The following is a 21,968-nucleotide window of genomic DNA, read 5'->3' on the forward strand; positions in this document are numbered from 1 at the left end:
CGGCGCCTGTCGGGGGCGTGGGCGGGCAGGTGGTCGGGGAGGTCCTGGGTGGCGCGGCCACCGGGCGCCTGCGGGGGACCGCGAAGCCGTCCCGGAAGGACGGGGTGGACCTGGGGCTCGGCTCCGGATGCCCTGCCTGCCGGCACCGCGGGCACGCTCCGCGGCACGCCCGGCTCGGCCGGACCGGGTTGCGCCGCCGCGGTCCGCCGCCCGCCGGTGTGGATACTGGCGGCATGCGCATCGACTACGACCCCGAGGCCATGGACGCGGGGGCCTTTTACAAGCTGCTGACCGCCGTCGTCGTCCCCCGGCCCATCGCCTGGGTGTCCACCCTCGCCGGCGACGGGCAGACGGCGAACCTCGCACCGCACTCGTTCTTCACGGTCGCCTGCACCGAGCCGCCGATCGTCCAGTTCACCTCCGTGGGGCGGAAGGACTCGCTGCGGAACGTGGAGGCGACGGGCGAGTTCGTGGTGAACTTCGCACCCGAGCCGCTCTTCGAGCAGGTCAACGCCACCGCCACCGACTTCCCCGGCGACGTGGGGGAGTTCGACGCGGTGGGGGTGGAGCGGGAGCCCAGTATGCGGGTGAAGCCCCCGCGGGTGGCGGCGTCGCCGGTGGCGCTGGAGTGCCGGCTCCACAGCACGCTGCGTCTCGGCAACTCCACCGTGGTCTTCGGGCAGGTCGTGCACGCCGCCGTGCGCGAGGAGGTCGTGGTCGACGGGCACCCCGAGATCACCCGGATGCAGCCGCTGTCCCGTCTCGGGCGGAACGAGTGGGGGCTGACGAGCGGCATCCGGGAACTGGCCCGGATCCGGTACCAGGACTGGGAGCAGCAGGGCTGAGCCTGCGACCGTGAAGCGCTGCTGCGGTTCCGCTTAAGAAAACCTCGATGGACTTAAACCCCGCCACCGGGCAGATTGCTCTCTGCCCGGTGGATCACCGGGCCGGGGACCACCCGCACCCGCAGAACCGCACGCGCGGGCCCCCGCGCGCAGGACCGCACGCACAGGAGCCGCAGCCGTGAAGGCACTGGTGAAGGAGAAGGCCGAGCCCGGGCTGTGGATGATGGACGTGCCGGAGCCGTCCGTCGGCCCCGGGGACGTGCTGATCAAGGTGCTGCGCACCGGCATCTGCGGCACCGACCTGCACATCCGCGCCTGGGACGGCTGGGCGCAGCAGGCGGTGCGCACCCCGCTGGTGCTCGGCCACGAGTTCGTGGGCGAGGTCGCCGAGGTCGGCGCGGACGTCGTCGACGTCGCGCCCGGCGACCTGGTGAGCGGCGAGGGCCACCTGGTGTGCGGCAAGTGCCGCAACTGCCTGGCCGGCCGCCGCCACCTGTGCCGCGCCACCGTCGGCCTCGGCGTCGGCCGGGACGGTGCGTTCGCCGAGTACGTGGCGCTGCCCGCGTCCAACGTGTGGGTGCACCGGGCCCCGGTGGACCTCGACGTCGCGGCGATCTTCGACCCGTTCGGCAACGCCGTGCACACCGCGCTGTCCTTCCCCCTCGTTGGCGAGGACGTGCTGATCACCGGCGCCGGCCCGATCGGCATCATGGCCGCCGCCGTCGCCCGCCACGCCGGTGCCCGCAACGTCGTCATCACCGACGTCAGCGAGTACCGCCTGGAGCTGGCCCGCAAGGTCGGCGTGAGCCTGGCCCTGAACGTCGCCGAGACCTCCATCGCCCAGGGCCAGCGCACCCTCGGCCTGCGCGAGGGCTTCGACGTCGGCCTGGAGATGTCCGGCCGCCCCGAGGCCATGCGCGACATGATCGCCAACATGACGCACGGCGGCCGGATCGCCATGCTGGGCCTGCCGTCGGAGGAGTTCCCCGTCGACTTCGCCCGCGTGGTCACCTCGATGCTCACCATCAAGGGCATCTACGGCCGCGAGATGTTCGAGACCTGGTACGCGATGTCGGTGCTGCTGGAGGGCGGCCTCGACCTCAGTCCGGTGATCACCGGCCGCTACGCCGCCGCCGACTTCGAGGCCGCCTTCGACGACGCCGCGAGCGGACGCTGCGGCAAGGTCATCCTCGACTGGACCGCCTGAGCCCTCCCCACGGCCGCCCCGCGGCCGCCCACCGCCGCCAAGCCCCTGCGCACCCCGGGAGCCCCCGCCATGTTCGACTCGGTACGCGACGACCTGCGCACCACCCTGGACGAGATCCGCGCCGCCGGCCTGCACAAGCCCGAGCGCGTCATCGGCACGCCGCAGAGCGCCGCCGTCGACGTGACCGCCGGCGGCCGTCCCGGCCAGGTCCTCAACTTCTGCGCCAACAACTACCTCGGCCTCGCCGACCACCCCGAGGTCGTCTCCGCCGCCCACGAGGCCCTCGACCGCTGGGGCTACGGCATGGCCTCGGTCCGCTTCATCTGCGGCACCCAGGAGGTCCACAAGGAGCTGGAGGAGCGCCTCTCCCGCTTCCTCGGCGCCGAGGACACCATCCTCTACTCGTCCTGCTTCGACGCCAACGGCGGCGTCTTCGAGACCCTCCTCGACGAGCGCGACGCCGTCATCTCCGACGCCCTCAACCACGCGTCGATCATCGACGGCATCCGCCTGTGCAAGGCCCGCCGCCACCGGTACGCCAACCGCGACATGGCCGATCTGGAGAAGCAGCTCAAGGAGGCCGCGGGCGCCCGCCGCCGCCTCATCGTCACCGACGGCGTCTTCTCCATGGACGGCTACGTCGCCCCGCTGCGCGAGATCTGCGACCTCGCCGACCGGTACGACGCCATGGTGATGGTCGACGACTCGCACGCCGTCGGCTTCGTCGGCCCCGGCGGCCGCGGCACCCACGAGCTGCACGGCGTCATGGACCGCGTCGACATCCTCACCGGCACCCTCGGCAAGGCCCTCGGCGGCGCCTCCGGCGGCTACGTCGCCGCCCGCGCCGAGATCGTCGCCCTGCTGCGCCAGCGCTCCCGCCCGTACCTGTTCTCCAACTCCCTCGCGCCGGTCATCGCCGCCGCCTCCCTGAAGGTCCTCGACCTCCTGGAGGAGTCCGAGGGCCTGCGGCAGCGGCTGCGCGACAACACCGCGCTCTTCCGCTCCCGGATGACGGAGGAGGGCTTCGAGATCCTCCCCGGCGACCACCCCATCGCCCCCGTCATGATCGGAGACGCCGCCGTCGCCGGGCGGATGGCCGAGCTGCTGCTGGAGCACGGCGTGTACGCCGTCGGCTTCTCGTACCCGGTGGTGCCGCAGGGCCAGGCCCGCATCCGCGTCCAGCTCTCGGCCGCCCACTCGGCCGACGACGTGGAGAAGGCGGTGGCCGCGTTCGTCGCCGCGCGCGCCGCCCTGGCAGGATGACCGTGTGATCGATGCGCGGCGGCTGCGGACCCTCCGGGCGGTGGCGGACCACCGGACGGTGACCGCCGCTGCCGCCGCGCTGTACGTCACCCCCTCCGCCGTCTCCCAGCAGCTCGCCGCGCTGGAGGCGGAGACCGGCCACCGGCTGCTCGAGCGCCACGGCCGCGGCATCCGCCTCACCGCGGCCGGCGAGATACTCCTCAGCCACGCCAACGCCGTCCTCGCCCAGCTGGAGCGGGCCGAGGCCGAGCTCGCCGCGTACACCTCCGGCGCGGCCGGCGAGCTGACCGTCGCCTCCTTCGCCACCGGCATCGGCCTGGTCCTCGCCCCGGCCCTCGCCGGGCTGGCCCGCACCTCGCCCGGCATCCGGGTGCGGGTGCGCGACGCCGAGGGCGACGAGAGCCTGCCCATGGTGCTGGACGGCCGCGCCGACCTGGCCGTGGCCGTCGAGTACCGGGGCGCGCCGCGCGAGGACGACCAGCGGCTCGCCCGGGTGCCGCTGTACGCCGAGCCCTTCGACGCGGTCCTGCCGGTCGCCCACCGCCTCGCCGGCTCCGGCCGCGTCCCGGTCGCCGAGCTCGCCGAGGAGCTGTGGATCGGCCCCTACCCGGGCAACCCCTGCCACGACGTGGTGGTGCTCGCCTGCGAGTACGCCGGCTTCCAGCCCCGGATGGAGCACTCCTCCGACGACTTCCGCGCCGTCGTCGCCCTGGCGGGCGCCGGGGCCGGGGTCGCGATGGTGCCGCGCTCCGCGCTGCGCGGCATGGACCTCACCGGCGTCGTGGTCCGGCCCGTCGACGGCGTCGCCGCCACCCGCCGGGTCTTCGCCGCCGTGCGCCGCGGCGCCGAGGACCACCCGCTGATCCGGCCCGTCCTGGAGGCCCTGCGCACCGCCGCCGGCCAGGTCCTGCCGGGTGCCGAGGGTGCCGCGGGTGCCGACCGGGCCGCCGCCCCGGGTGCCAGCGCCGGCCCCGGCCCCGCCGGGGGCGGCTGAGCCGGGCCGGCCCGGCCGGATCCCGGCCGCCCCGCCGGATCCCGCCGGATCCTGCCGTCAGGCGGCCTGCCGCCGCCGCAGGCGGCTCGCTACGCTGAGGGGCCACCCAGGGGCGGCGGCGGGGGAGGCAGCATGGGTCTGCGGCGGGGACTGCTCGCGGTGCACGCGCACCCCGACGACGAGTCGCTCTTCACGGGCGGCGTGCTGGCCCAGCACGCCGCCGAGGGCATCCCCACCGCCGTGGTCACCTGCACCGACGGCGAGGTCGCGGAGGGCGCCCCGTTCGCCCCGCCGGGCACCCGGGCCGAGGAGCTGGCGCGGGCGCTGACGGTCCTCCGGGCGGGCAGGCCGGACATCCTCCCCTACCGCGACTCCGGACCCCTCGGCCGCGGGCACGGCTCGCTCTGCGCGGCCCCCTTCGACGCGCTGGTCGCCGCACTCGTCACCCGCATCCGCCTGCTGCGCCCCGCCGCTGTGGCCACCTACGACGCGTTCGGTGTCTACGGCCACCCCGACCACGTCCGCGTGCACCGGGCCGTCCTGGCCGCGGTGCACGCGGCGGCCCACGGCGGCGTGCAGCCGGAGGCGGGCCCCCCGTGGGAGGTCCACTCGGTCTGGCTGGCCACCGTCCCCGAGTCGCTGGTCCGGGAGCTGACCGCACTGGGCCTGGAGGCACCCCTGCCCTGCACCCCCGACGACCGGATCTCGGCGGCGGTCGACGTGCGGCCCTGGCTGGACGTCAAGTGGGAGGCGGTACGGGCCCACGCCTCGGAGTTCGCCCGCGGGGCCCGCATCTCCGCCTTCCAGGAGCCCCGGCTGCGGCGGCTCTGCCTCGGCACCGAGTGGTTCCTGCACCACCCCGGCCCGGCCGCCCGCCCCGCCGCAGCGCCCCGCGCCCGCCCCCGCCTGCTCGCCGACCCGTTCTGAGACCGGCCGCCGCCCGTCGGCCCGCCGCCCGGCAGTCGCCGCCGCCCCGTCGGTCAGCCACCACCGCCCGGGCCGGAGAGCCGGGGGAAGAGCGGCGCCGGAGGCGCCAGTGTGCTCCCCGCGCACCGCGCCGCGATCCGCGCCGCACCGTCGGGGAGGAAGGGCGCCAGTTCCCTCCCCAGGGTCCGGCAGCAGTGCACCAGGACGGCCAGGGACTCGTCCAGCCGTCCGCCCGCCCTCCGGTCGCCGCCCCGCTCGGCGCGGGCGAGCTCCCAGGGCCGCACGGACTCGACGTACCGGTTGGCCTCCTCGACGACGCCGAGGACCGCCCCGGTCGCCCGCCGCAGGTCGAACGCGTCCAGCGCCGCCGACACCTGCACGGCCACCTCCCCGCACGCCGCCACCGCCGCGCAGTCCGGCAGCGGTGCCTGCGGCACGGCCCCGCCCCGGTAGCGGTGGACCATGGCCACGGTCCGGCTGACCAGGTTCCCCACCCCGTCAGCGAGGTCGGTGTCGTACCGGGCCGCCAGCCGCTCCTCCGTGAAGTCCACGTCTCCCGTCCGAGGCACCTCGCGCAGCAGCCACCAGCGCACCGCGTCCGTCCCGTACCGTCCGACCAGCTCCACCGGGTCGGCCGCGCCGCCGCCCGCCGACTTGCTGATCTTCCGCCCGTCCGCCGTCAGGTAGCCGTGCACCAGCACGTCGGTCGGCAGCGGCAGCCCGGCGGAGAGGAGGATCGCGGGCCAGTGCACGGCGTGGAAGCGCACCACGCCCTTGCCGACGTGGTGCACCCGCCGGTCGCCGCCCTCCCACCACGTGCGGTAGGCCGGGCCGTCGGCGGCGTAGTCCAGCGCGGTGATGTAGTTCCCCAGGGCGTCCCACCACACGTACACGACCTGGCCGGGGTCGTCCGGTACCGGCACGCCCCAGCCGCGGGCCCGCTCCCGGGAGCGGGAGACCGAGAAGTCCTGCAGCCCGGAGGCGATGAAGGCGAGCACCTCGTTGCGGCGCGCCTCCGGTTCGACGCGCAGCCGGCCGCTCGCGACGAGGGCGTGCAGCCGCTCCGCGTAGCGGGAGAGGCGGAAGAACCAGTTCTCCTCCACCACCGGGTGCGGTTCGGTGCCGTGCTCGGGACAGCGGCCGCCGTCGAGCTCCTCCTCGGACCAGAACTGCTCGCAGCCCACGCAGTACAGGCCCGCGTAGTGCTTCCGGTACAGGTCGCCGTTGGCCGCGCAGGCCCGCCACAGCCGCTCCACCCCGGGCCGGTGGCGCGGGTCGCTGCTGGTGCGCAGGAAGTCGTCCGGGGAGAGGGAGAGCGGGCCGTGCAGTGCGGCGAACGCGTCCGCGTTCCGGTCCACCAGCTCCCGCACCGGGACACCCAGGGACTCGGCGGCCAGCACGTTCTTCAGCGAGTTCTCGTCGGTGCCGGTGAGCAGCCGCACCCGGTGGCCGAGCCGGCGGTGGTGCCGGGCCAGCACGTCGGCCTGCACCAGCTCCAGGGCGAAGCCCAGGTGCGGGCGGGAGTTGACGTAGGGGATGGTGGTCGTCAGGTAGTGGCGGGGCGCCCCGGAGCCCGGGGATCCGGCATGGGCCGGGCACGGCCGGTCCGTCTCGTGCGCCTCGTCCGGCTCGTGTGCTTCCTGCGGCTGGTGCGCCTGGGTGTCGTCCACGGTCGGGGAGCTCCTCGTCGTCGGGCGGCGGGGCTCCGGGTGCGCGGTGCGCGCCGAGGCCCCGGTGCGGGGCCTCGGATGGTGTGGTCGTCCGGATTCAGCAGCCCCTGGAGCGGGGCATCATCGGCTGGTGCGCGGGCGGCCTGGACATGCGGCCGACGCTAGCAGGGCGCACGGGCCGCCCGCACCGGGATTCCTCCGCACCCGGGACGGCCGCCGCGGCCCCCTCAGCCCCCCGCCGGTTCCGCCGGTTCCGCCGACTCCGCCGGTTCCGGCGGCTCGTCGCCGAGCAGGTAGCGGGCTCCCGGGCCGCCGTCCGCCGCCGCGTCGTCGGGGTTGTACAGCCGGCAGGTGCGCAGCGACAGGCAGCCGCAGCCGATGCAGCCGTCGAGCTTCCGGCGGAGCCGTTCCAGCTCCGCGATCCGGGCGTCGATGCGGTGCTGCCAGGTCGACGCCACCCGCGCCCACTCGCGGGCGTTCGGCGACCGGTCCTGCGGCAGTCCGCCCATCGCCCGCCGCGCCTCCTCCAGCGACAGGCCGACCTGCTGCGCCGCCCGGACGAACGCGACCCGGCGCAGCGCCGCCCGCGCGTACCGGCGCTGCCCGCCGGCGGTCCGCTCGGAGTGGATCAGGCCCAGCTCCTCGTAGTAGCGCAGGGCGGAGGGGGCGAGTCCGCTGCGGGCGGAGAGCTCCCCGATGGTGAGGCGGTCACGGAGTGCGGTCACATCGCCGATCCTAGGCCTCTTGACCTCAAGCGCGCTTGAGGTTGCAGCATCGTCCCATGACGCTGACCAGTGAGAGCGCACGCCTCGGCCACCGCGACCTGCCCCGCCTGATGGCCCTGATGACCGGCGACGAGAAGCACGGCCCGGCCGCCACCTCCACCCTCGACGTCCTGTGGGTCCTCTACGACCGGGTGCTGCGCGTGACGCCGGAGACCGCCGACGCCCCCGACCGCGACCGCTTCCTCCTCTCCAAGGGCCACGGCCCGATGGCCTACTACGCGGTGCTCGCCGCCAAGGGGTTCCTCGACCCGGCGCTGCTGTCCGGCTTCGGCGGCTTCGACTCGCCGCTCGGGTACCACCCCGACCGGGTGCTGGTGCCCGGCGTGGAGATCAGCAGCGGCTCCCTCGGCCACGGCCTGCCGCTGGGCGTGGGCACCGCGCTCGGACTGCGCGCCCAGGGTCTGACCGACTCCCGGGTCTGGGTCCTCACCGGGGACGCCGAGCTCGACGAGGGATCCAACCAGGAGGCCGCCGCCTACGCGGGCGCGGTCGGCCTGGAGGCCCTGCACACCGTCGTCGTCGACAACTCCTCCGCCACCCACGGCCGCCGCGGCGGCATCGCCGCCCGGTTCGCGGCGGAGGGCTGGTCGGTGCTCACGGCGGACGGCCGGGACCACGAGGCCCTGGCGGAGGCGTTCACCGCCCCGCACCCGGGACGGCCGCACGCCGTCGTCGCCGTCGTCGAGCCGAAGCACTGACCGGTCCGCCCGCCGGCCCGCCCCGTACGCCCCGCCCCTGACCGTCCCACCTGCCCGCCCGCCCGCCCGTCCCTCCGTCCGCCTGCCCGCCCGATCAGGAGACCCCGCCGTGCCCACCATGCGCGACCGCTTCGCCGCCGTCACCACCCGCCTGCTCGACGAGGACCCGCGCCTCGCCCTCGTCCTCGCCGACATCTCCGCCGACCGCTTCACCGCAGCCGCCGCCGCCCACCCCGACCGGGTCCTCAACGTCGGCATCCGCGAGCAGCTGATGGTCTCCGTCGCCGGCGGCCTCGCCCTCACCGGCCTCCGGCCGGTCGTGCACACCTTCGCGAGCTTCCTCGTCGAGCGCGCCTTCGAGCAGGTCAAGCTCGACCTCGACCACCAGGACGCCGCCGCCGTCCTGGTCAGCGCCCTCGGCTCGTACGACTGGCCCGAGGGCGGCCGCACCCACCAGGCGCCCGGCGACGTGGCACTGATGGACACCCTGTCCGGCTGGACCGTCCACGTGCCGGGCCACCCCGACGAGGCCGAGGTGCTGCTGCGGGACGCCGTCGCCTCCGACGACCGGGTCTACGTGCGGCTCTCCGCCCAGCAGAACGCCGCCGCGCGGCCCGTGGCGCCCGGCCGGTTCACCCCGGTGCGGCAGGGCTCGGCCGGGACGGTTGTCGCGGTCGGACCGATGCTCGACGCGGTGCTCGCCGCCGTCGAGGGGCTGGACGTCTCCGTGCTCTACGCCGCCACCGTGCGGCCCTTCGACGGCGCCGCGCTGCGTGCCGCGACGGAGGGCGCGGCCGACGTGGTGCTGGTGGAGCCGTACCTCGCGGGCACCTCGGTCCCGTTCGCCGCACAGGCGCTGGAGGACCGTCCGCACCGGCTGCTCGGCCTCGGCGTCGCCCGTGCCGAACTGCGCCGCTACGGCACCATGGCCGACCACCTCGCGGCCCACGGTCTGGACCCCCGCTCCCTGCGCGCGCGCATCTCCGGCTTCCTGCCGCTGCCGGTGTGACGCCGGACCCGGCCGGGGTCCGCCCAGGTCCGGCCGGGTTTGGCGGCGTGTCCCGCCCGGTGGGGCGGGGCCGGGCCGTCCCGGGACGGCCCGGCCCCGCCGGCCGTCAGGCGGCCGTCCGGTGGACGGTGCACCGGTCCGCCGGGTCCGCCTCCCGGCCGACCGCCGGGGCGGCGGTGAGCCCGCCGGGCCGCTCCGTGGCAGCGCGGTCCACGCCGGCGGCCTCCCTGCCGTGGCGCTCCACACCGGCCCGCTCCACACCGGCCCGCTGTGCGCCGACCCGTTCCGCGGCGGACGGCCGCCCGGTGCGGCGCAGCAGCAGCCAGGCTCCGGCGGCCGCCGCCGCGGGCAGCGCCCCGGCGAGGAGCGAGGCCGTGCCCATGCCCTCGACGAAGGCCTGCCGGGCGGCCGCCATGACCGCCTCGGCCGCCGGGCCGGGCAGTCCGGCGGCGACCTCGGCGGCACCGCCCAGGGAGTCGCGCACCCGGTCGGCGGCACCGCCGCCGACGCCCGCCGGCACGGCGACCCCGGCCCGGTACAGGCCGGTCAGGACCGATCCGATCAGCGCGATGCCCAGGGCGGCCCCCAGCTCGTACGCGGTCTCGGAGACCGCGGAGGCGGCGCCCGCCTTGCGGGCGGGGGCGGCGGCCAGCACCAGGTCGGTGGCCAGGGTGTAGACGACGCCCTCCGCCGCGCCGACGGCGAGGAAGGCCGCGCCGAGCAGCGGGTACGGGGTGCCGGTGCCGGTCCAGCCGAGGGAGCCGAGTCCGGCGCCCATCAGCAGCAGGCCGCCGGCCAGGGCCGCGCGGGGGCCGGAGCGCCGGGCCAGCCGTCCGGCGAGCAGGCCGCCCGCGATCGCGCCGCCGAAGGCGGGCAGCTCGGCGATGCCGGCCCGCAGCGGCGACCAGCCCCGGACGAGTTGGAAGTACTGTGAGACGAAGAAGACCACGCCGGACAGGCCGACCAGCGCGACCAGCGCGGCGGTCACCGCCGCGGTGAAGCGGCGGTCGGCGAAGAGGCGGACGTCCAGCAGCGGCACCGCGAGCCGCAGCTGCCGCCGGACGAACACGGCCAGGGCGGCTGCACCGGCCAGGCCCGCGGCCAGGACGTCGGCGCGGCCGGGGCCGTGCACGGCGGCCTCCTTCACCGCGTACACGGTGCCGACGACGCCCGCCAGGGACAGGGCCACGCTCGGCAGGTCCCACGCGCCGGGCCGCGGGTCCCGCGACTCGGGGAGCAGCCGGGCCCCGAGGACGAGCAGCAGAGCCATCACCGGCAGGTTGACCAGGAAGACCGAGCCCCACCAGAAGTGCTCCAGCAGCAGGCCGCCGAGCAGCGGACCGGCCGCGGCGCCCGCGGTCGCGGCGGCGCCCCAGACGCCGATGGCGGTGGCCCGCTCGCGGTCGTCGGGGAAGAGGACCCGGATGAGCGACAGGGTGGACGGCATGATGGCGGCGCCGGCGACGCCGAGCACGGCGCGGGCGGCGATCAGGGCGCCGGGGCCCGGCGCGTAGGCGGCGGCCAGCGAGGCCGCGCCGAAACCGGCCGCGCCCCAGAGCAGCACCCGCCGGCGCCCGAGGCGGTCGCTGAGCGAGCCCATGGAGACCAGCAGGCCGGCCAGGACGAAGGAGTAGACGTCGCCGATCCACAGGAGCTGGGTGCCGCCGGGCCGCAGGTCCTCGCTGATGAAGGGGACGGCCAGGGAGAGCACGGTGGCGTCGACGGCGACCAGCAGCACGCCGAGGACGAGCACGCCGAGGGCGGTCCACCGGCCGCGGTCCGTCAGGGCCGGTGCGGTGGTGGCGGGGGCCGCGGGGGTGGGGTGGGCGGCGATGGGGCGCGTGCCGGTGGTGGCGGGGGCTGCGGGGGTGGGCTGCGTGCGGGGGGCGGTCATGGTGCGGGTCTCCTGGTGGCTCCGCCGAGGAACAGCTCGGCGAGGGCGTGGGCACTGTCGCGGGGGGCCAGCCGGCCGTCCTGGACGGCCCAGCCCACGCCCGCGACGAGGTCGAGGAAGGCCTCGCTCAGCCACGCGGCGGGAAGTTCGATGCGGAAGGCGCCCTCCTGCTGACCGCGCAGGAACAGGGCGCGGACGCGGGCGTCGAGGCGGTCCCAGGCCTCGTTGATCCCGGTGTCCTCGTAGAGCTTGCTCTCGCCGGTCAGGAAGGCGCAGAGCTGCGAGAGCGGGATGACGGCGTCGACCAGCCGGCGGACGGCCGCCACCGCGTCGCCCTCGTCGATCCGGGCGTCGTCCAGGGCCTGGGCGAACCGCCGCAGGGCCAGTGCGCCGACCTCCCGCACCAGGGCGTCGCGCCCGGGGAAGAGCCGGTGCAGGGTGGCGCGGCTGACGCCCGCGGCGCGGGCGATCTCGTCCATGGCGGCGTTCGGCTGCCGGGAGAGGACGCCGACGGCGGCGTTGAGCACGGAGTCGCGGTCGATGGCCATGAGTCAACCATAGCCCATCTGAGACACAACTGTCTCATCAGTGATCGCGACGTATCCGCTGAGACCTTCTCGGAGCGCTCGCGCGGGGGAGGGGCACTGGGGGAGGGTGCGCCGGGACCGGCCGGACCGCGTCCGACGCGCGCGGGTCCGGTGACCGCGCGGTCCCTGCGCCCGGTCGCGGCCCGGCCGGTCCGCCGACACGCCCGCGCGGGGGCGGCCGGGAACGCGCAGAAGCCGGCGTGCGGCACGGGGCCGCCCGCCGGCTTCGGGGCCGGAGGCTCGGGAGGGGAGGGATCAGGAGGGGACGGGAGGGGACGGGAGCGGGACGGGGCGCAGTCGCGGCCGCCCCGGGGCGTCAGCTCTGGTTGTAGAACCCGGTGTCGTCCAGCGGCCGGTCGATCACCATGACCTCCACCTCCGGCGGCGTCAGCAGGAACACCCGCCGGGCGATCCGCTCGATGGAGCCGCGGGTGCCGAAGACCAGGCCGGAGGCGAAGTCGACCAGCCGCTTGGCGTCGGCGTCCGGCATCTCCGAGACGTCCATGACCACCGGCGTGCCGGACCGCACGTGCTCGCCGACCACCCGGGCGGTCTCGAACCCGCTCGGGCGCACCGAGACGATCCGCGCCGCCTCGGCCGGGGCGGGCGCCGCCACCGCCTCCGTGGCCCACGGATCCTCGTGGACGGGGACCGCGTAGCCGCCGGAGGGCATCAGCCACCCGTGGTGCTCGTCACGAAGTGCTCCCATGCCGCGCCTCCTCATCCCGTCACATCCTGTTCCGGCGGCCTACCCGTCTTCTGACGTGTCATCCACTCGCCGGAACTGTCCGAGTATCGCACTGATCAGTCCATCCGCGCCCGCACGGGACCGCCGTACGGGTCGTGGCGCGTGCGACACCGGTCGTCTCCTGCGACGCCGCAGCCCGGCGCCCGGTTCCGCGGACGGGAACGTCAATCCGGCGTGACCCGGCGTCACCCTTCCGGTCGTCACTCCCCGGTGGCGCCGTCGATCCGCTCGCGCAGCAGGTCGGCGTGGCCGTTGTGGCGCGCGTACTCCTCGATCATGTGGACGAGGATCCAGCGCAGCGAGACGTCCTCGCCGCGCCGCTGCCTCCTGCCGACCGTGTCCAGCGGCAGGCCGGCTGCCGCCTTCCGCGCCCCCTCGCACTCCGCCCGCCAGGTGGCGAAGGCCTCGGCCGGGTCGGCGGTGTCCACGTCGTCGAAGTCGCCGTCCGGCCGCTCCTCGCTCCAGTAGCGGCCCCGGGTGAACTCCTCGCCGCCCAGGATCCCCTGGAACCAGTGGCGCTCCACCTCGGCCATGTGCCGCACCAGGCCGAGCAGGGACAGGTTGGACGGCTCCGCCGAGCGGCGGCGCAGCTGGTCGGCGTCCAGCCCCTCGCACTTGAGGGCGAGCGTGGCGCGGTGGTAGTCCAGCCAGGAGTCCAGCATGGTGCGCTCGTCGGAGACGAAGGACGGGTCTGTGCGTGCCTCGGTCATGCCGGACATCCTGGCGGCCCGCTCCCGGGGGCGCGAGCACTTTTCCGGGCGCCCGGACCCCGGGCCGCGCTACGGTGGGGCGCCCCCGACGACCGGAGGCCGGACCGCGTGGTGGCCGGACCCCGGCGGCGGGGGACGACGAGGGGGACGGCGATGCGCGGTGCGGTGAAGGGGGCCAACCTGGCCCTGCGGTTCCTGCTGGAGCTGGTGGCGTTCGCCGCACTCGCCTACGGCGGCTACCACGCCCCTGCGCCCCTGCCGCTCCGGATCGCCCTGGCGGTGCTGCTCCCCGCGGCCGCGGCCTGGCTCTGGGGCCGCTACGCCTCGCCCCGCGCGGTCGTCCGCTCGGCCCCCGCCTGGCTCGCCACCCAGCTCGCCGTCATGGGCGCCGCCGCCGCGGCCCTGGCCGCCACCGGGCACCCGGCGGCCGCCGCCGGCTTCGCCGTGCTCGTGGTCGCCAACACCGCGATGCTGGCCGCCGTGGGCTCCTGGCACCCGCCCCGCCCCGGCGACGCGCCCCGTCCCGGCGACGCGCCCCGTCCCGGCGACGCGCCCCGTCCCGGCGACGCGCCCCGTCCCGGCGGCGCTCCCCGCCCCGGCGACGGCCCCGGCCCCGGCGGGCGGGCCGACCGCCGGGACGGCGGTCAGCCCGCCAGCGCCCCATAGGCGGCGAGCACGACGGACGCGCCCCGCGCGTCGCCCAGCGCGCCCGGGTGCATCCGGTTCATCATGTACGCCACGGTCAGCCGCGCGTCGAGGTCGACCACCACCAGCGACCCGCCCCAGCCGCCCCAGAAGCAGGCCCGCGGGTTGGGGGAGACCGGCAGCTCGGGGGAGTTGAGCCCGTACCCCATGCCGAGGCGCAGCACCGCGCCGAGCACGCGGTCCGGCCCGTACGCCTGCTCCTCGAAGACCCGGGCGCAGCCCGCCTCCGACAGCAGCCGCACCCCGCCCGCCTCGCCGCCGCAGGCCAGCACCGACTGGACGGCGGCCACCGAGCGGGCGTTGCCGTGGCCGTTGGCGGCCGGGACCTCGGCGCGGCGCCACGCGGCCGTGCAGGCGTCCGCGGGCCCGACGCGCGGGTTGCCGACCCGGGCGAGCGGGTCCGCGGGGGCGCCGGGCTCCGGCGGTGCCCAGGAGACCGGCGCCACCCGCGCGTCGTCCTCCGGTGCGAGCCCCAGGTGGAAGTCCGCGCCGAGCGGTCCGGTGACCTCCTCGGCGAGGAAGGCGCCCGGGGTGCGGCCGGTGATCCGCCGGATGACCTCGCCGACCAGGTAGCCCTGGGTCAGGGCGTGGTAGCCGGACTCCGAGCCGGGCTTCCAGGCGGGCGCCTGGCGGGCCAGCAGCCCGGTGGCCTTCTCCCAGTCGTACAGGTCGGCGACCTCCAGCCGCTCGGTCCACACCGGCAGGCCCGCGGTGTGGCCCAGCAGGTGCCGCACCTCCACCTCCTCCTTGCCGGCGGCGGCGAACTCCGGCCAGTACCGGGCGACGGGCGCGTGCAGGTCCAGCTCGCCCCGGTCGGCGAGGACCAGGGCGCACAGCGCCGTCATGGTCTTGGTGGTGGACCAGGTGTTGACCAGGGTGTCCCGCTCCCAGGGCCGGGTGCGCCCCTCGTCCGCCCAGCCGCCCCACAGGTCGACGACCGTCTCGCCGTCGAGCTGCACGGCCACCGAGGCGCCCAGGTCGGACCCGCGGTCGAGGGAGGCGGCGAGCGCGTCGCGCACGCCCTGGAACCGGTCGGCGCAGACGCCGTGGATGTCGGCCATGGCGGGACCCTACCGGCGGGTAGCCCGATACGGAACGGGGCCGTCCCCCGCACGGCCCGGCGGGCGGCACAATCGCGTCATGCGCGCCGACCGCCTCCTCTCCCTCCTCCTGCTGCTCCAGGGCCGCGGCCGGATGACCGCCGGGGAGCTCGCCGCCGAGCTGGAGGTCTCCGTCCGCACCGTCTACCGGGACGTGGAGGCGCTGGCCGCCGCCGGGGTGCCCGTCTACGCCGACCGCGGCCCCGACGGCGGCTACCGGCTGCTCGACGGCTACCGCACCCGCCTCACCGGCCTCAACGCCGACGAGGCCGGATCGCTCTTCCTCGCCGGACTGCCCGGACCGGCTGCCGAGCTCGGCCTCGGCGCCGAACTGGCCGGAGCGCGGCTGAAACTGCTCGCCGCCCTGCCCGCCGAGAACGCGGCCCGCGCCGAGCGGGTCCGCGAGCGGTTCCACCTCGACCCGGGACGCTGGTTCGCCGACGCGACGCCCGTGCCGCACCTGGGCGCGGTCGCCGACGCCGTCTGGCGGCAGCAGGGGCTGCGGATCCGCTACCGCAAGTGGGGCCCGGCCGAGGTCGACCGCGAGGTGCGCCCGCTCGGCGTGGTCCTCAAGGCGGGGGAGTGGTACCTGGTGGCGCAGGCCGGCGCCGACGGGCCGCCCCGCACCTACAAGGTCTCCCGCATCCTGGAGTGCGTCCCCGGCGGCGGCCCCTTCGAGCGGCCCGCCGGGTTCGACCTGGCCGCCTTCTGGGACGGCTGGTCCCGGCGCTTCCAGGAGACCGCCCACGGCCGCACCGTCGACGTGCTGCTCACCGCGGAGGCCGCCGCACGCGTCCGGGCGATCTTCGCGCCGGTCCAGGCCCGCGCCGTCGACGCGGCCGAGGCCGCCGCGCGCGCCGCCGCGGGCCCCGGCGGCCCCGCCCCCGGACCGGTCCCCGCCCCGCGTCCCGCGGAGGCCCCCTGCCCCCCGGGGCTCCGCGCCCCCGGCACACCTGCCCCCGGCGCCCCCCGCCCCGACGGCCGCCTGCGGGTGGCGCTCCCCGTCGAGTCGCTCCGCCACGCCGCCTCCGACCTGCTGCGCCTCGGCGCCGGCGCCGAGGTCCTCGGCCCCCCGGAACTGCGCGCCGAGATGGCCGCCGCCGCCCGCGCCCTGGCGGAGCTGTACGGGGGAGCGGACCCCGTGACCGGCTCCGCGACGTTAGGCTGAGACCGGGTCCGCAGGGCGGCAGCGCCGCCGGCGGCGGCCTGTGCACCGGGAGGCGAGATGGACGAGCACCCAGCCGGGTCCCGGCCCGACCCGCCGGCCCCGTGGCCCGCCGGTCCCGACGCCAGCCTGGCCCTCAACCGGATGGGCAGCTTCGACTGGGACCTCGACACCGGCCTGCTCCACCTCGACCCGGTCGCCCTCGGCATCTACGACCTCGCCCCCGAGGAGTACCGCTCCGACCCGCTCCAGCTGGGCGAACGCATGCCCCCGGAGGAGCGCGCCGCCGTCGACGCCCACGTCTCCCGGGCGATGAAGGACGGCAGCTCCACCTACGGCTACTACTTCCGCGTCCTGCCCCGCGACGGCGCCGACCGCTGGGTCCACACCCAGGGCCACATCCACCGCGACGCCCTCGGCCGCCCCCGCCGGGTCATCGGCATCCTCCGCGACGCCACCGACGAGCTGGCGCAGGCCGCCGACCGCCTCGCCCTCGAGCGCGAGCGCGCGCGCCGGGCCGAGGTGGTGCAGGGCACCGCCGCCGCCCTCGCCCACGCCGTCACCGTCCAGGACGTCACCGCCGTCCTCAGCGACCCGCACGGCCTGGGCCGCCTCGGGGCCGCCAGCCTGGTGCTGGGCGTGGTCGAGAACGGCCGCGTCCGGGTCCTCGCCGAGGGGCGCGAGGGCAGCAACGTGCCCGAGCTGGAGTGGACCCGCGTCGAGGACGACTTCCCGCTCAGCGAGGTCATCCGGACCAGGAACCCGCTCTTCCTCACCTCCGCCGAGGAGTTCGCCGCCCGCTACCCGAGGCTGTGGCCGTACATCCGCCCGCTCGGCGCCACCGCCGCCGCCTACCTGCCGCTGGTGGCCCAGGGCCGCCCGATCGGCGGCCTCGGCCTCCTCTACCACGGCAAGGACGCCTTCCCCGCCGAGGAGCGGGACCTGCTGCTCGCCCTGAGCAGCGGCATCGCCCAGAGCCTGCAGCGGGCCATGCTCTTCGACCAGGAGCACGACCTGGCCAAGAGCCTGCAGACCGCGATGCTGCCGCGCAGCCTCCCCGAGGTCGGGGGCTTCACGGTCGCCGCCCGCTACCGCTCCGCCCGCACCGGCCGCGACATCGGCGGCGACTGGTACGACGCCGTCCCGCTGCCCGGCGGCCGCGTCGGCGTGATGGTCGGCGACGTCCAGGGCCACGACACCCACGCCGCCGCCGTCATGGGCCAGCTGCGCATCGCCCTGCGCGCCTACGCCGCCGAGGGGCACTCGCCGGCCACCGTGATGGCACGCGCCTCGGTCTTCCTCTGCGAGCTGGACACCGACCGCTTCGCCACCTGCGTCTACGCCGACGTCGAGGCCGCCACCGGCACGGTGCGGCTGGTCCGTGCCGGGCACCTCGCGCCCATGCTGCGCCACGCCGACGGCTGGTGCCGCCAGGTGCCCGGCCCGGTGGGGCTGCCGCTGGGCCTGTCCGCCCAGTTCGGCGACCTGGAGTACCCGGTCACCTGCGTCGAGCTCGCCGCCGGCGAGACCCTGCTGCTGTGCAGCGACGGCCTGGTGGAGCGCCCCGGCGCCGACCTGGACGAGGGCATGGCCCTGCTCGGCCGCTCGGTGCACGAGGGCCCGCGCGACCCGGAGGAGCTGGCCGACCGGCTGTGCGAGGTGATGGCCGAGCAGACCGGCGGCGAGGACGACATGGCGCTGCTGCTCCTCACCCGGCTGGAGGGCGCGGCCGGGCCCGCCCGCCTCCTGCACCAGTACGTCGCCCCGGCCGACCCCCAGGCGCTCGTCGCCGCCCGCCACCTGATCCGGGAGGCGGTGCACAGCTGGGGCGTGCCGGAGCGCTCGGACGAGGTGGAGCTGGTCGCCGACGAACTGGTCACCAACGCGCTGCGGCACACCGACGGCGGCGCCCTGCTGAGTTTGCGGCTGCTGGCCGGGGGCCGCCCCCGGCTGCGGATCGAGGTCCAGGACCGCTCCAGCGCGCTGCCCCGGCGCACCGAGCCGGGCTGGGAGTCCACCTCGGGCCGCGGCATGCTGCTGGTCGACCGGGTGGCCGACGTCTGGGGGGTGGACCCGCGGGGCGCCGGCAAGTGCGTGTGGGGCGAGTTCCTGGTGGCCCGGGGCACCGAGGGGTGACCTGCGGCCGCGCGCCCGGGACGGCCCCGCACGGGCGGCCGCGACGGCCCGGGCGCACGGCCGGGCAGGCGGCCGGACACGCGGCCGGGCCGCCTCCCCGCGGCGGGGAGGCGGCCCGGTACCGGTCCTTGCGGTGCCCGCTACGCGTCGCGCCTCAGCCGGGCCGGCCACCAGGCCCGCTCGTCCAGGTCGTACACCAGGGCCGGCACCAGCAGCGACCGCACCAGCAGCGTGTCGAGCAGGACGCCGAAGGCGACGATGAAGGCGATCTGGGTGAGGAACGCCAGCGGGATCACGCCGAGCGCCGCGAACGTCGCCGCCAGCACCACGCCCGCCGAGGTGATCACCCCGCCGGTCGCCGTCAGGCCGCGCAGCACGCCCTCCCGGGTGCCGTGCCGCTTCGACTCCTCGCGGACCCGGGTCATCAGGAAGATGTTGTAGTCCACGCCGAGCGCCACCAGGAAGACGTACCCGTACAGCGGCACCGCCGGGTCGGTGGCCGTGAAGTCGAACAGGTGGCGGAAGACCAGCGCCGACACGCCGAGCGTCGCCAGGTAGGAGAGGGCGACCGTCGCCGCCAGCAGCACCGGCGTCAGCAGGGAGCGCAGCAGCACCACCAGGATCGCCAGGATGCAGAGCAGCACCACGGGCGTGATCACCGCCCGGTCGCGCTCCCCGGTGACCCGGGTGTCGTACTGCTGGGCGGTGAACCCGCCGACCTGCGCCTGCGCGCCCGGCACGGCGTGCACCGCGCTCCGCAGCCGCTTGACGGTGTCCACCGCGGCGTTGCTGTCGGCGGCGTCGGCAAGGGTGACGTCCAGCCGCACCCGGCCCTCGACCTGCACCGGGGCGCCGCCGGGCTTCCCGCCGGTCCACGGGGCGACGCCGCTGACGCCGTCGACGCCCTTCGCCGCCGCGGCGACCCGGTCGGCCGCGCCCGCCTCGGCGATCACGACGGCGGGGTTGCCGGAGCCGCCGGGGAAGTGCCGGGTGAGCATCTCCTGCGCCGCCACCGACGGCTGGGCGGTGGTGAACAGCTCGCTCTGCGGGACGCCGCCGGACTTCAGCAGCGGCGAGAACGCCGCGAACACGGCGAGCACCGCGAGGCTCAGCGCCCACACGGCGCGGGGCCGGCGCCCCACCAGGGCGGCGACGCGGCGCCACACGCCGTGGACCGGCGCGCCGTCGCCGTGGGCGGGCTTCGCGGGCCAGTACGCCGTGCGGCCCAGCAGCACGAGCGCCGCCGGCAGGAAGGTCAGGGCGGACAGCACCGCGCAGGCGATGCCGATGGCGCCGACCGGGCCCAGCGCCCGGTTGTTGCTGAGGTCGGAGAGCAGCAGCACCAGCAGGCCGAGGGCCACGGTCAGGCCGGAGGCCGTGATGGGCTCCACCGACCGCCGCCAGGCCGTGCGCATGGCCGCGAAGCGGTCGGCCTGCTGCTCCAGCTCCTCGCGGAAGCGGGCGGACAGCAGCAGGGCGTAGTCGGTGGCGGCGCCGATCACCAGGATGGACAGCAGGCCCTGGATCTGCCCGTCGACCTTGACCAGGCCCTGCTTCGCCAGCGCGTACACGATCGCGCAGGCCACCCCGAGGGCGAAGACCGCCCCCATGATCACCAGCAGCGGGAGCAGGACGCTGCGGTAGACCGCGAGGAGGATCACCAGCACCACGCCGAGGGCGACGCCGAGCAGCAGCCCGTCGATGCCGGCGAAGGCGCCCGCGAGGTCGGCCTGGACGGCGGCGGGTCCGGCGAGCCCGGCCGTGGCGCCGGGCACCTGCGCCACGGCGGCGCGGACGGCGTCGACGCTGTCGGGCACCTTCTCGCCGAGGTCGGAGCGGAGCTCCACCACGCCCTCCAGCGCCTTCCCGTCCTTCGACGGCAGCGCGGGGGTGGCCTTGCCGGTGGCGCCGGGGACCTGCGCGGCCTTCTGCAGGGCCTGCTGGGCGGCGGCGCGCTGGGCGTCGGTGACGCGCCCGTCCTTCGCCTCCCAGACGACGACGACCGGCAGGCCGGCGTCCTTCTCGAAGGCCCGCCGGGCGGCGGCGACCTCGGTGGACTCGGCGCTCTGCGGCAGGAAGCGGGTGCTGTCGTTGGTGGCGACCTCGCCGAGCCTCCCCGCGAAGGAGCCGAGCCCGCCGCCCAGGGCGAGCCAGGCCACGAGCAGCAGGAGGGGGAGGAGCAGCCGCGTTCTGCGGATGTTCTTGGGCATGGCAGGGGGAGTCCTCGATCCGGAGGGAGGTATCTCTCAATCGTTGAGAAGCTTAACGCCTGAGCTACCTACCCGATGCCGCCGAGCCTAAGCTGGTCCCGTCAGCCAGTCCACCGCAGTCCGCCGCCGCAGTCCGCCACCACCGGAAGGGGACCCTTGCCCGCCGACGACCACGCCCCGCCGCCCGCCCCGGACCGCCGCACCTTCGGCCGGCTGCTGCAGGCCCTGGCGTCGGAGATGAACCTGCTGGGCCACGACTTCGCCGCGTCCCAGGGGCTGCACGCCACCGACGTCCAGGCGCTGCTCGCCGTCATGGGCGGTTCGGCCGGACCGTCCGCCGAGGCCGGCGGGGCGGCCACGCCCGGGCGGCTCCGCGAGGAGCTGGGCCTGACCTCGGGCGCGGTCACGGCCGTCCTCGACCGCCTGGAGCGCGCCGGGCACGTCCACCGCACCCGCGACAGCGCCGACCGCCGGCAGGTCCGGGTGCACTACACCCCCGGGGCCAGCCGGGTGGCGATGGAGTGGTTCACCCCGGTGGCCGAGTGCACCGACACCGTCCGGGCGGAGTTCGACGCGGCGGAGCTGCGGGTGGTGGCGCGCTTCCTGGAGCGGATGACCGAGGAGCTGGAGCGGCTGCGGCTGGACCGCCGGCGCGAGGCGGCCGAGGGAGGGGCGCACTGATGGACGCCGTACGCCCCGCGCCCCCCGGCCGCGCCGCGCGCCCCACCCGCGCCGAGCTGGAGGCCGCCCGCGACCGGACCGTCCCCGACGTCGTCGCCGACGGCCTGCGGGTGCTCTTCTGCGGCATCAACCCCGGCCTGTGGTCGGCCGCCACCGGTCACCACTTCGCCCGCCCCGGCAACCGCTTCTGGCCCGCCCTGCACCGCTCCGGCTTCACCCCGCGCCTGCTGCGGCCCGAGGAGGAGCGCGAGCTGCTCGGCCTCGGGCTCGGCATCACCAACGTCGTGGCCCGCGCCACCGCCCGCGCCGACGAACTCGCCCCGCAGGAGTACACCGAGGGCGGCCGCCTCCTCACCGCCCGGGTGGAGCGGTACCGGCCGCGCTGGCTCGCCGTCGTCGGCGTCACCGCGTACCGGGCCGCCTTCGCCGCGCCGAAGGCGGCGGTCGGGCCGCAGCCCGGGCGGATCGGGGGGTCCCGGGTCTGGGTGCTGCCTAACCCCAGCGGACTCAACGCCCACTGGACGGCGCAGACCCTCGCCGAGGAGTTCGCCCGCCTGCGCGCCGCCGCCGACGGGACCGCCCCCGCCCCCGACGCGGAGCCGCTGCCCGGCCTCTGACGGCGGGCCGCCGACCG

Annotated in this window: 20 protein-coding genes; 12 read left to right on the top strand and 8 right to left on the bottom strand. The window is 76.6% G+C overall.

Annotated elements, in window-relative coordinates:
• Nucleotides 1–233 precede the first annotated feature (233 nt).
• From LO771_RS24415 to LO771_RS24435, 5 genes are all read left to right on the top strand, one after another.
• Nucleotides 234–845, top strand: coding sequence for a flavin reductase family protein (locus tag LO771_RS24415; RefSeq protein ID WP_230746650.1), 612 nt, complete (start codon nucleotides 234–236; stop codon nucleotides 843–845).
• Between the two features lie 178 nt (nucleotides 846–1,023).
• Nucleotides 1,024–2,052: an L-threonine 3-dehydrogenase gene (tdh, locus tag LO771_RS24420; RefSeq protein WP_230746565.1), complete on the top strand. Its 1,029-nt coding sequence runs from the start codon at nucleotides 1,024–1,026 to the stop codon at nucleotides 2,050–2,052.
• 69 nt (nucleotides 2,053–2,121) lie between these two features.
• On the top strand, nucleotides 2,122–3,315 hold the full coding sequence (locus LO771_RS24425; protein WP_230746566.1) for a glycine C-acetyltransferase: 1,194 nt from the start codon (nucleotides 2,122–2,124) through the stop codon (nucleotides 3,313–3,315).
• 4 nt (nucleotides 3,316–3,319) lie between these two features.
• Nucleotides 3,320–4,309, top strand: coding sequence for a LysR family transcriptional regulator (locus tag LO771_RS24430; protein WP_230746567.1), 990 nt, complete (start codon nucleotides 3,320–3,322; stop codon nucleotides 4,307–4,309).
• Nucleotides 4,310–4,441: 132 nt separating this feature from the next.
• Nucleotides 4,442–5,236 (top strand): PIG-L family deacetylase, encoded by a 795-nt coding sequence (locus LO771_RS24435; protein ID WP_230746568.1) that lies wholly within the window; start codon nucleotides 4,442–4,444, stop codon nucleotides 5,234–5,236.
• Nucleotides 5,237–5,289: 53 nt separating this feature from the next.
• Here the strand turns inward: LO771_RS24435 and LO771_RS24440 are convergent, their stop codons facing one another.
• The gene (locus tag LO771_RS24440) at nucleotides 5,290–6,906 is read right to left on the bottom strand and encodes a methionine--tRNA ligase (protein WP_230746570.1); all 1,617 of its coding nucleotides are present in this window, start codon (nucleotides 6,904–6,906) and stop codon (nucleotides 5,290–5,292) included.
• Nucleotides 6,907–7,133: 227 nt separating this feature from the next.
• Nucleotides 7,134–7,631: a redox-sensitive transcriptional activator SoxR gene (gene soxR, locus LO771_RS24445; RefSeq protein WP_230746572.1), complete on the bottom strand. Its 498-nt coding sequence runs from the start codon at nucleotides 7,629–7,631 to the stop codon at nucleotides 7,134–7,136.
• A 56-nt stretch (nucleotides 7,632–7,687) separates the two neighbouring features.
• Here soxR and LO771_RS24450 point away from each other — a divergent pair, with 56 nt between their 5' ends.
• Together LO771_RS24450 and LO771_RS24455 are read left to right on the top strand one after the other, a co-directional pair.
• Nucleotides 7,688–8,389 (top strand): transketolase, encoded by a 702-nt coding sequence (locus tag LO771_RS24450; protein ID WP_230746573.1) that lies wholly within the window; start codon nucleotides 7,688–7,690, stop codon nucleotides 8,387–8,389.
• Nucleotides 8,390–8,498: 109 nt separating this feature from the next.
• Nucleotides 8,499–9,398, top strand: a complete 900-nt coding sequence (locus LO771_RS24455) for a transketolase family protein (protein ID WP_230746574.1) — start codon at nucleotides 8,499–8,501, stop codon at nucleotides 9,396–9,398.
• Nucleotides 9,399–9,504: 106 nt separating this feature from the next.
• Here LO771_RS24455 and LO771_RS24460 read toward each other — a convergent pair whose 3' ends face one another.
• The 4 genes from LO771_RS24460 to LO771_RS24475 form a co-directional block, all read right to left on the bottom strand.
• Nucleotides 9,505–11,292, bottom strand: coding sequence for an MFS transporter (locus LO771_RS24460; RefSeq protein ID WP_230746575.1), 1,788 nt, complete (start codon nucleotides 11,290–11,292; stop codon nucleotides 9,505–9,507).
• Nucleotides 11,289–11,840 (bottom strand): TetR/AcrR family transcriptional regulator, encoded by a 552-nt coding sequence (locus LO771_RS24465; protein WP_230746576.1) that lies wholly within the window; start codon nucleotides 11,838–11,840, stop codon nucleotides 11,289–11,291. The genes LO771_RS24460 and LO771_RS24465 overlap by 4 nt, the downstream gene beginning before the upstream one ends.
• A 355-nt stretch (nucleotides 11,841–12,195) precedes the next feature.
• The gene (locus LO771_RS24470; RefSeq protein WP_230746577.1) at nucleotides 12,196–12,588 is read right to left on the bottom strand and encodes a cell division protein SepF; all 393 of its coding nucleotides are present in this window, start codon (nucleotides 12,586–12,588) and stop codon (nucleotides 12,196–12,198) included.
• 239 nt (nucleotides 12,589–12,827) lie between these two features.
• Nucleotides 12,828–13,337, bottom strand: coding sequence for a DinB family protein (locus LO771_RS24475; RefSeq protein WP_230746578.1), 510 nt, complete (start codon nucleotides 13,335–13,337; stop codon nucleotides 12,828–12,830).
• Between the two features lie 153 nt (nucleotides 13,338–13,490).
• On the opposite strand from LO771_RS24475, the gene LO771_RS24480 reads away from it, so the two are divergent.
• Nucleotides 13,491–14,003, top strand: a complete 513-nt coding sequence (locus tag LO771_RS24480) for a YrdB family protein (RefSeq protein WP_230746580.1) — start codon at nucleotides 13,491–13,493, stop codon at nucleotides 14,001–14,003.
• Here LO771_RS24480 and LO771_RS24485 read toward each other — a convergent pair.
• Nucleotides 13,982–15,103: a serine hydrolase domain-containing protein gene (locus LO771_RS24485; RefSeq protein ID WP_230746581.1), complete on the bottom strand. Its 1,122-nt coding sequence runs from the start codon at nucleotides 15,101–15,103 to the stop codon at nucleotides 13,982–13,984. The genes LO771_RS24480 and LO771_RS24485 overlap by 22 nt on opposite strands.
• 79 nt (nucleotides 15,104–15,182) lie before the next feature.
• Here LO771_RS24485 and LO771_RS24490 point away from each other — a divergent pair, with 79 nt between their 5' ends.
• Both LO771_RS24490 and LO771_RS24495 read left to right on the top strand, forming a co-directional pair.
• Entirely contained in the window at nucleotides 15,183–16,310 is a 1,128-nt protein-coding gene (locus LO771_RS24490; RefSeq protein ID WP_230746584.1) for a YafY family protein, read from the top strand.
• A 57-nt stretch (nucleotides 16,311–16,367) separates the two neighbouring features.
• Nucleotides 16,368–18,443 (top strand): SpoIIE family protein phosphatase, encoded by a 2,076-nt coding sequence (locus LO771_RS24495; protein WP_230746585.1) that lies wholly within the window; start codon nucleotides 16,368–16,370, stop codon nucleotides 18,441–18,443.
• A 140-nt stretch (nucleotides 18,444–18,583) separates the two neighbouring features.
• Here the strand turns inward: LO771_RS24495 and LO771_RS24500 are convergent, their stop codons facing one another.
• Nucleotides 18,584–20,653, bottom strand: a complete 2,070-nt coding sequence (locus LO771_RS24500) for an MMPL family transporter (RefSeq protein WP_230746586.1) — start codon at nucleotides 20,651–20,653, stop codon at nucleotides 18,584–18,586.
• Between the two features lie 156 nt (nucleotides 20,654–20,809).
• Here LO771_RS24500 and LO771_RS24505 point away from each other — a divergent pair, with 156 nt between their 5' ends.
• Together LO771_RS24505 and mug are read left to right on the top strand one after the other, a co-directional pair.
• Nucleotides 20,810–21,334 (top strand): MarR family winged helix-turn-helix transcriptional regulator, encoded by a 525-nt coding sequence (locus LO771_RS24505; RefSeq protein ID WP_230746587.1) that lies wholly within the window; start codon nucleotides 20,810–20,812, stop codon nucleotides 21,332–21,334.
• Complete coding sequence (gene mug / locus LO771_RS24510; protein WP_230746588.1) at nucleotides 21,334–21,951, top strand: G/U mismatch-specific DNA glycosylase; 618 nt, start codon at nucleotides 21,334–21,336, stop codon at nucleotides 21,949–21,951. The genes LO771_RS24505 and mug overlap by 1 nt, the downstream gene beginning before the upstream one ends.
• Nucleotides 21,952–21,968: the final 17 nt, after the last annotated feature.

The organism is Streptacidiphilus sp. ASG 303 (genome assembly GCF_020991365.1).
Taxonomy (GTDB): Bacteria; Actinomycetota; Actinomycetes; order Streptomycetales; family Streptomycetaceae; genus Peterkaempfera.

Coding starts and splice junctions, on each gene's coding strand:
- LO771_RS24480 (WP_230746580.1), top strand. CDS start 13,491: ATGCGCGGTGCGGTGAAGGGGGCCAACCTGGCCCTGCGGTTCCTGCTG.
- LO771_RS24435 (WP_230746568.1), top strand. CDS start 4,442: ATGGGTCTGCGGCGGGGACTGCTCGCGGTGCACGCGCACCCCGACGAC.
- LO771_RS24495 (WP_230746585.1), top strand. CDS start 16,368: ATGGACGAGCACCCAGCCGGGTCCCGGCCCGACCCGCCGGCCCCGTGG.
- LO771_RS24450 (WP_230746573.1), top strand. CDS start 7,688: ATGACGCTGACCAGTGAGAGCGCACGCCTCGGCCACCGCGACCTGCCC.
- LO771_RS24485 (WP_230746581.1), bottom strand. CDS start 15,103: ATGGCCGACATCCACGGCGTCTGCGCCGACCGGTTCCAGGGCGTGCGC.
- LO771_RS24425 (WP_230746566.1), top strand. CDS start 2,122: ATGTTCGACTCGGTACGCGACGACCTGCGCACCACCCTGGACGAGATC.
- LO771_RS24500 (WP_230746586.1), bottom strand. CDS start 20,653: ATGCCCAAGAACATCCGCAGAACGCGGCTGCTCCTCCCCCTCCTGCTG.
- LO771_RS24465 (WP_230746576.1), bottom strand. CDS start 11,840: ATGGCCATCGACCGCGACTCCGTGCTCAACGCCGCCGTCGGCGTCCTC.
- mug (WP_230746588.1), top strand. CDS start 21,334: ATGGACGCCGTACGCCCCGCGCCCCCCGGCCGCGCCGCGCGCCCCACC.
- LO771_RS24470 (WP_230746577.1), bottom strand. CDS start 12,588: ATGGGAGCACTTCGTGACGAGCACCACGGGTGGCTGATGCCCTCCGGC.
- LO771_RS24460 (WP_230746575.1), bottom strand. CDS start 11,292: ATGACCGCCCCCCGCACGCAGCCCACCCCCGCAGCCCCCGCCACCACC.
- LO771_RS24415 (WP_230746650.1), top strand. CDS start 234: ATGCGCATCGACTACGACCCCGAGGCCATGGACGCGGGGGCCTTTTAC.
- LO771_RS24475 (WP_230746578.1), bottom strand. CDS start 13,337: ATGACCGAGGCACGCACAGACCCGTCCTTCGTCTCCGACGAGCGCACC.
- LO771_RS24490 (WP_230746584.1), top strand. CDS start 15,183: ATGCGCGCCGACCGCCTCCTCTCCCTCCTCCTGCTGCTCCAGGGCCGC.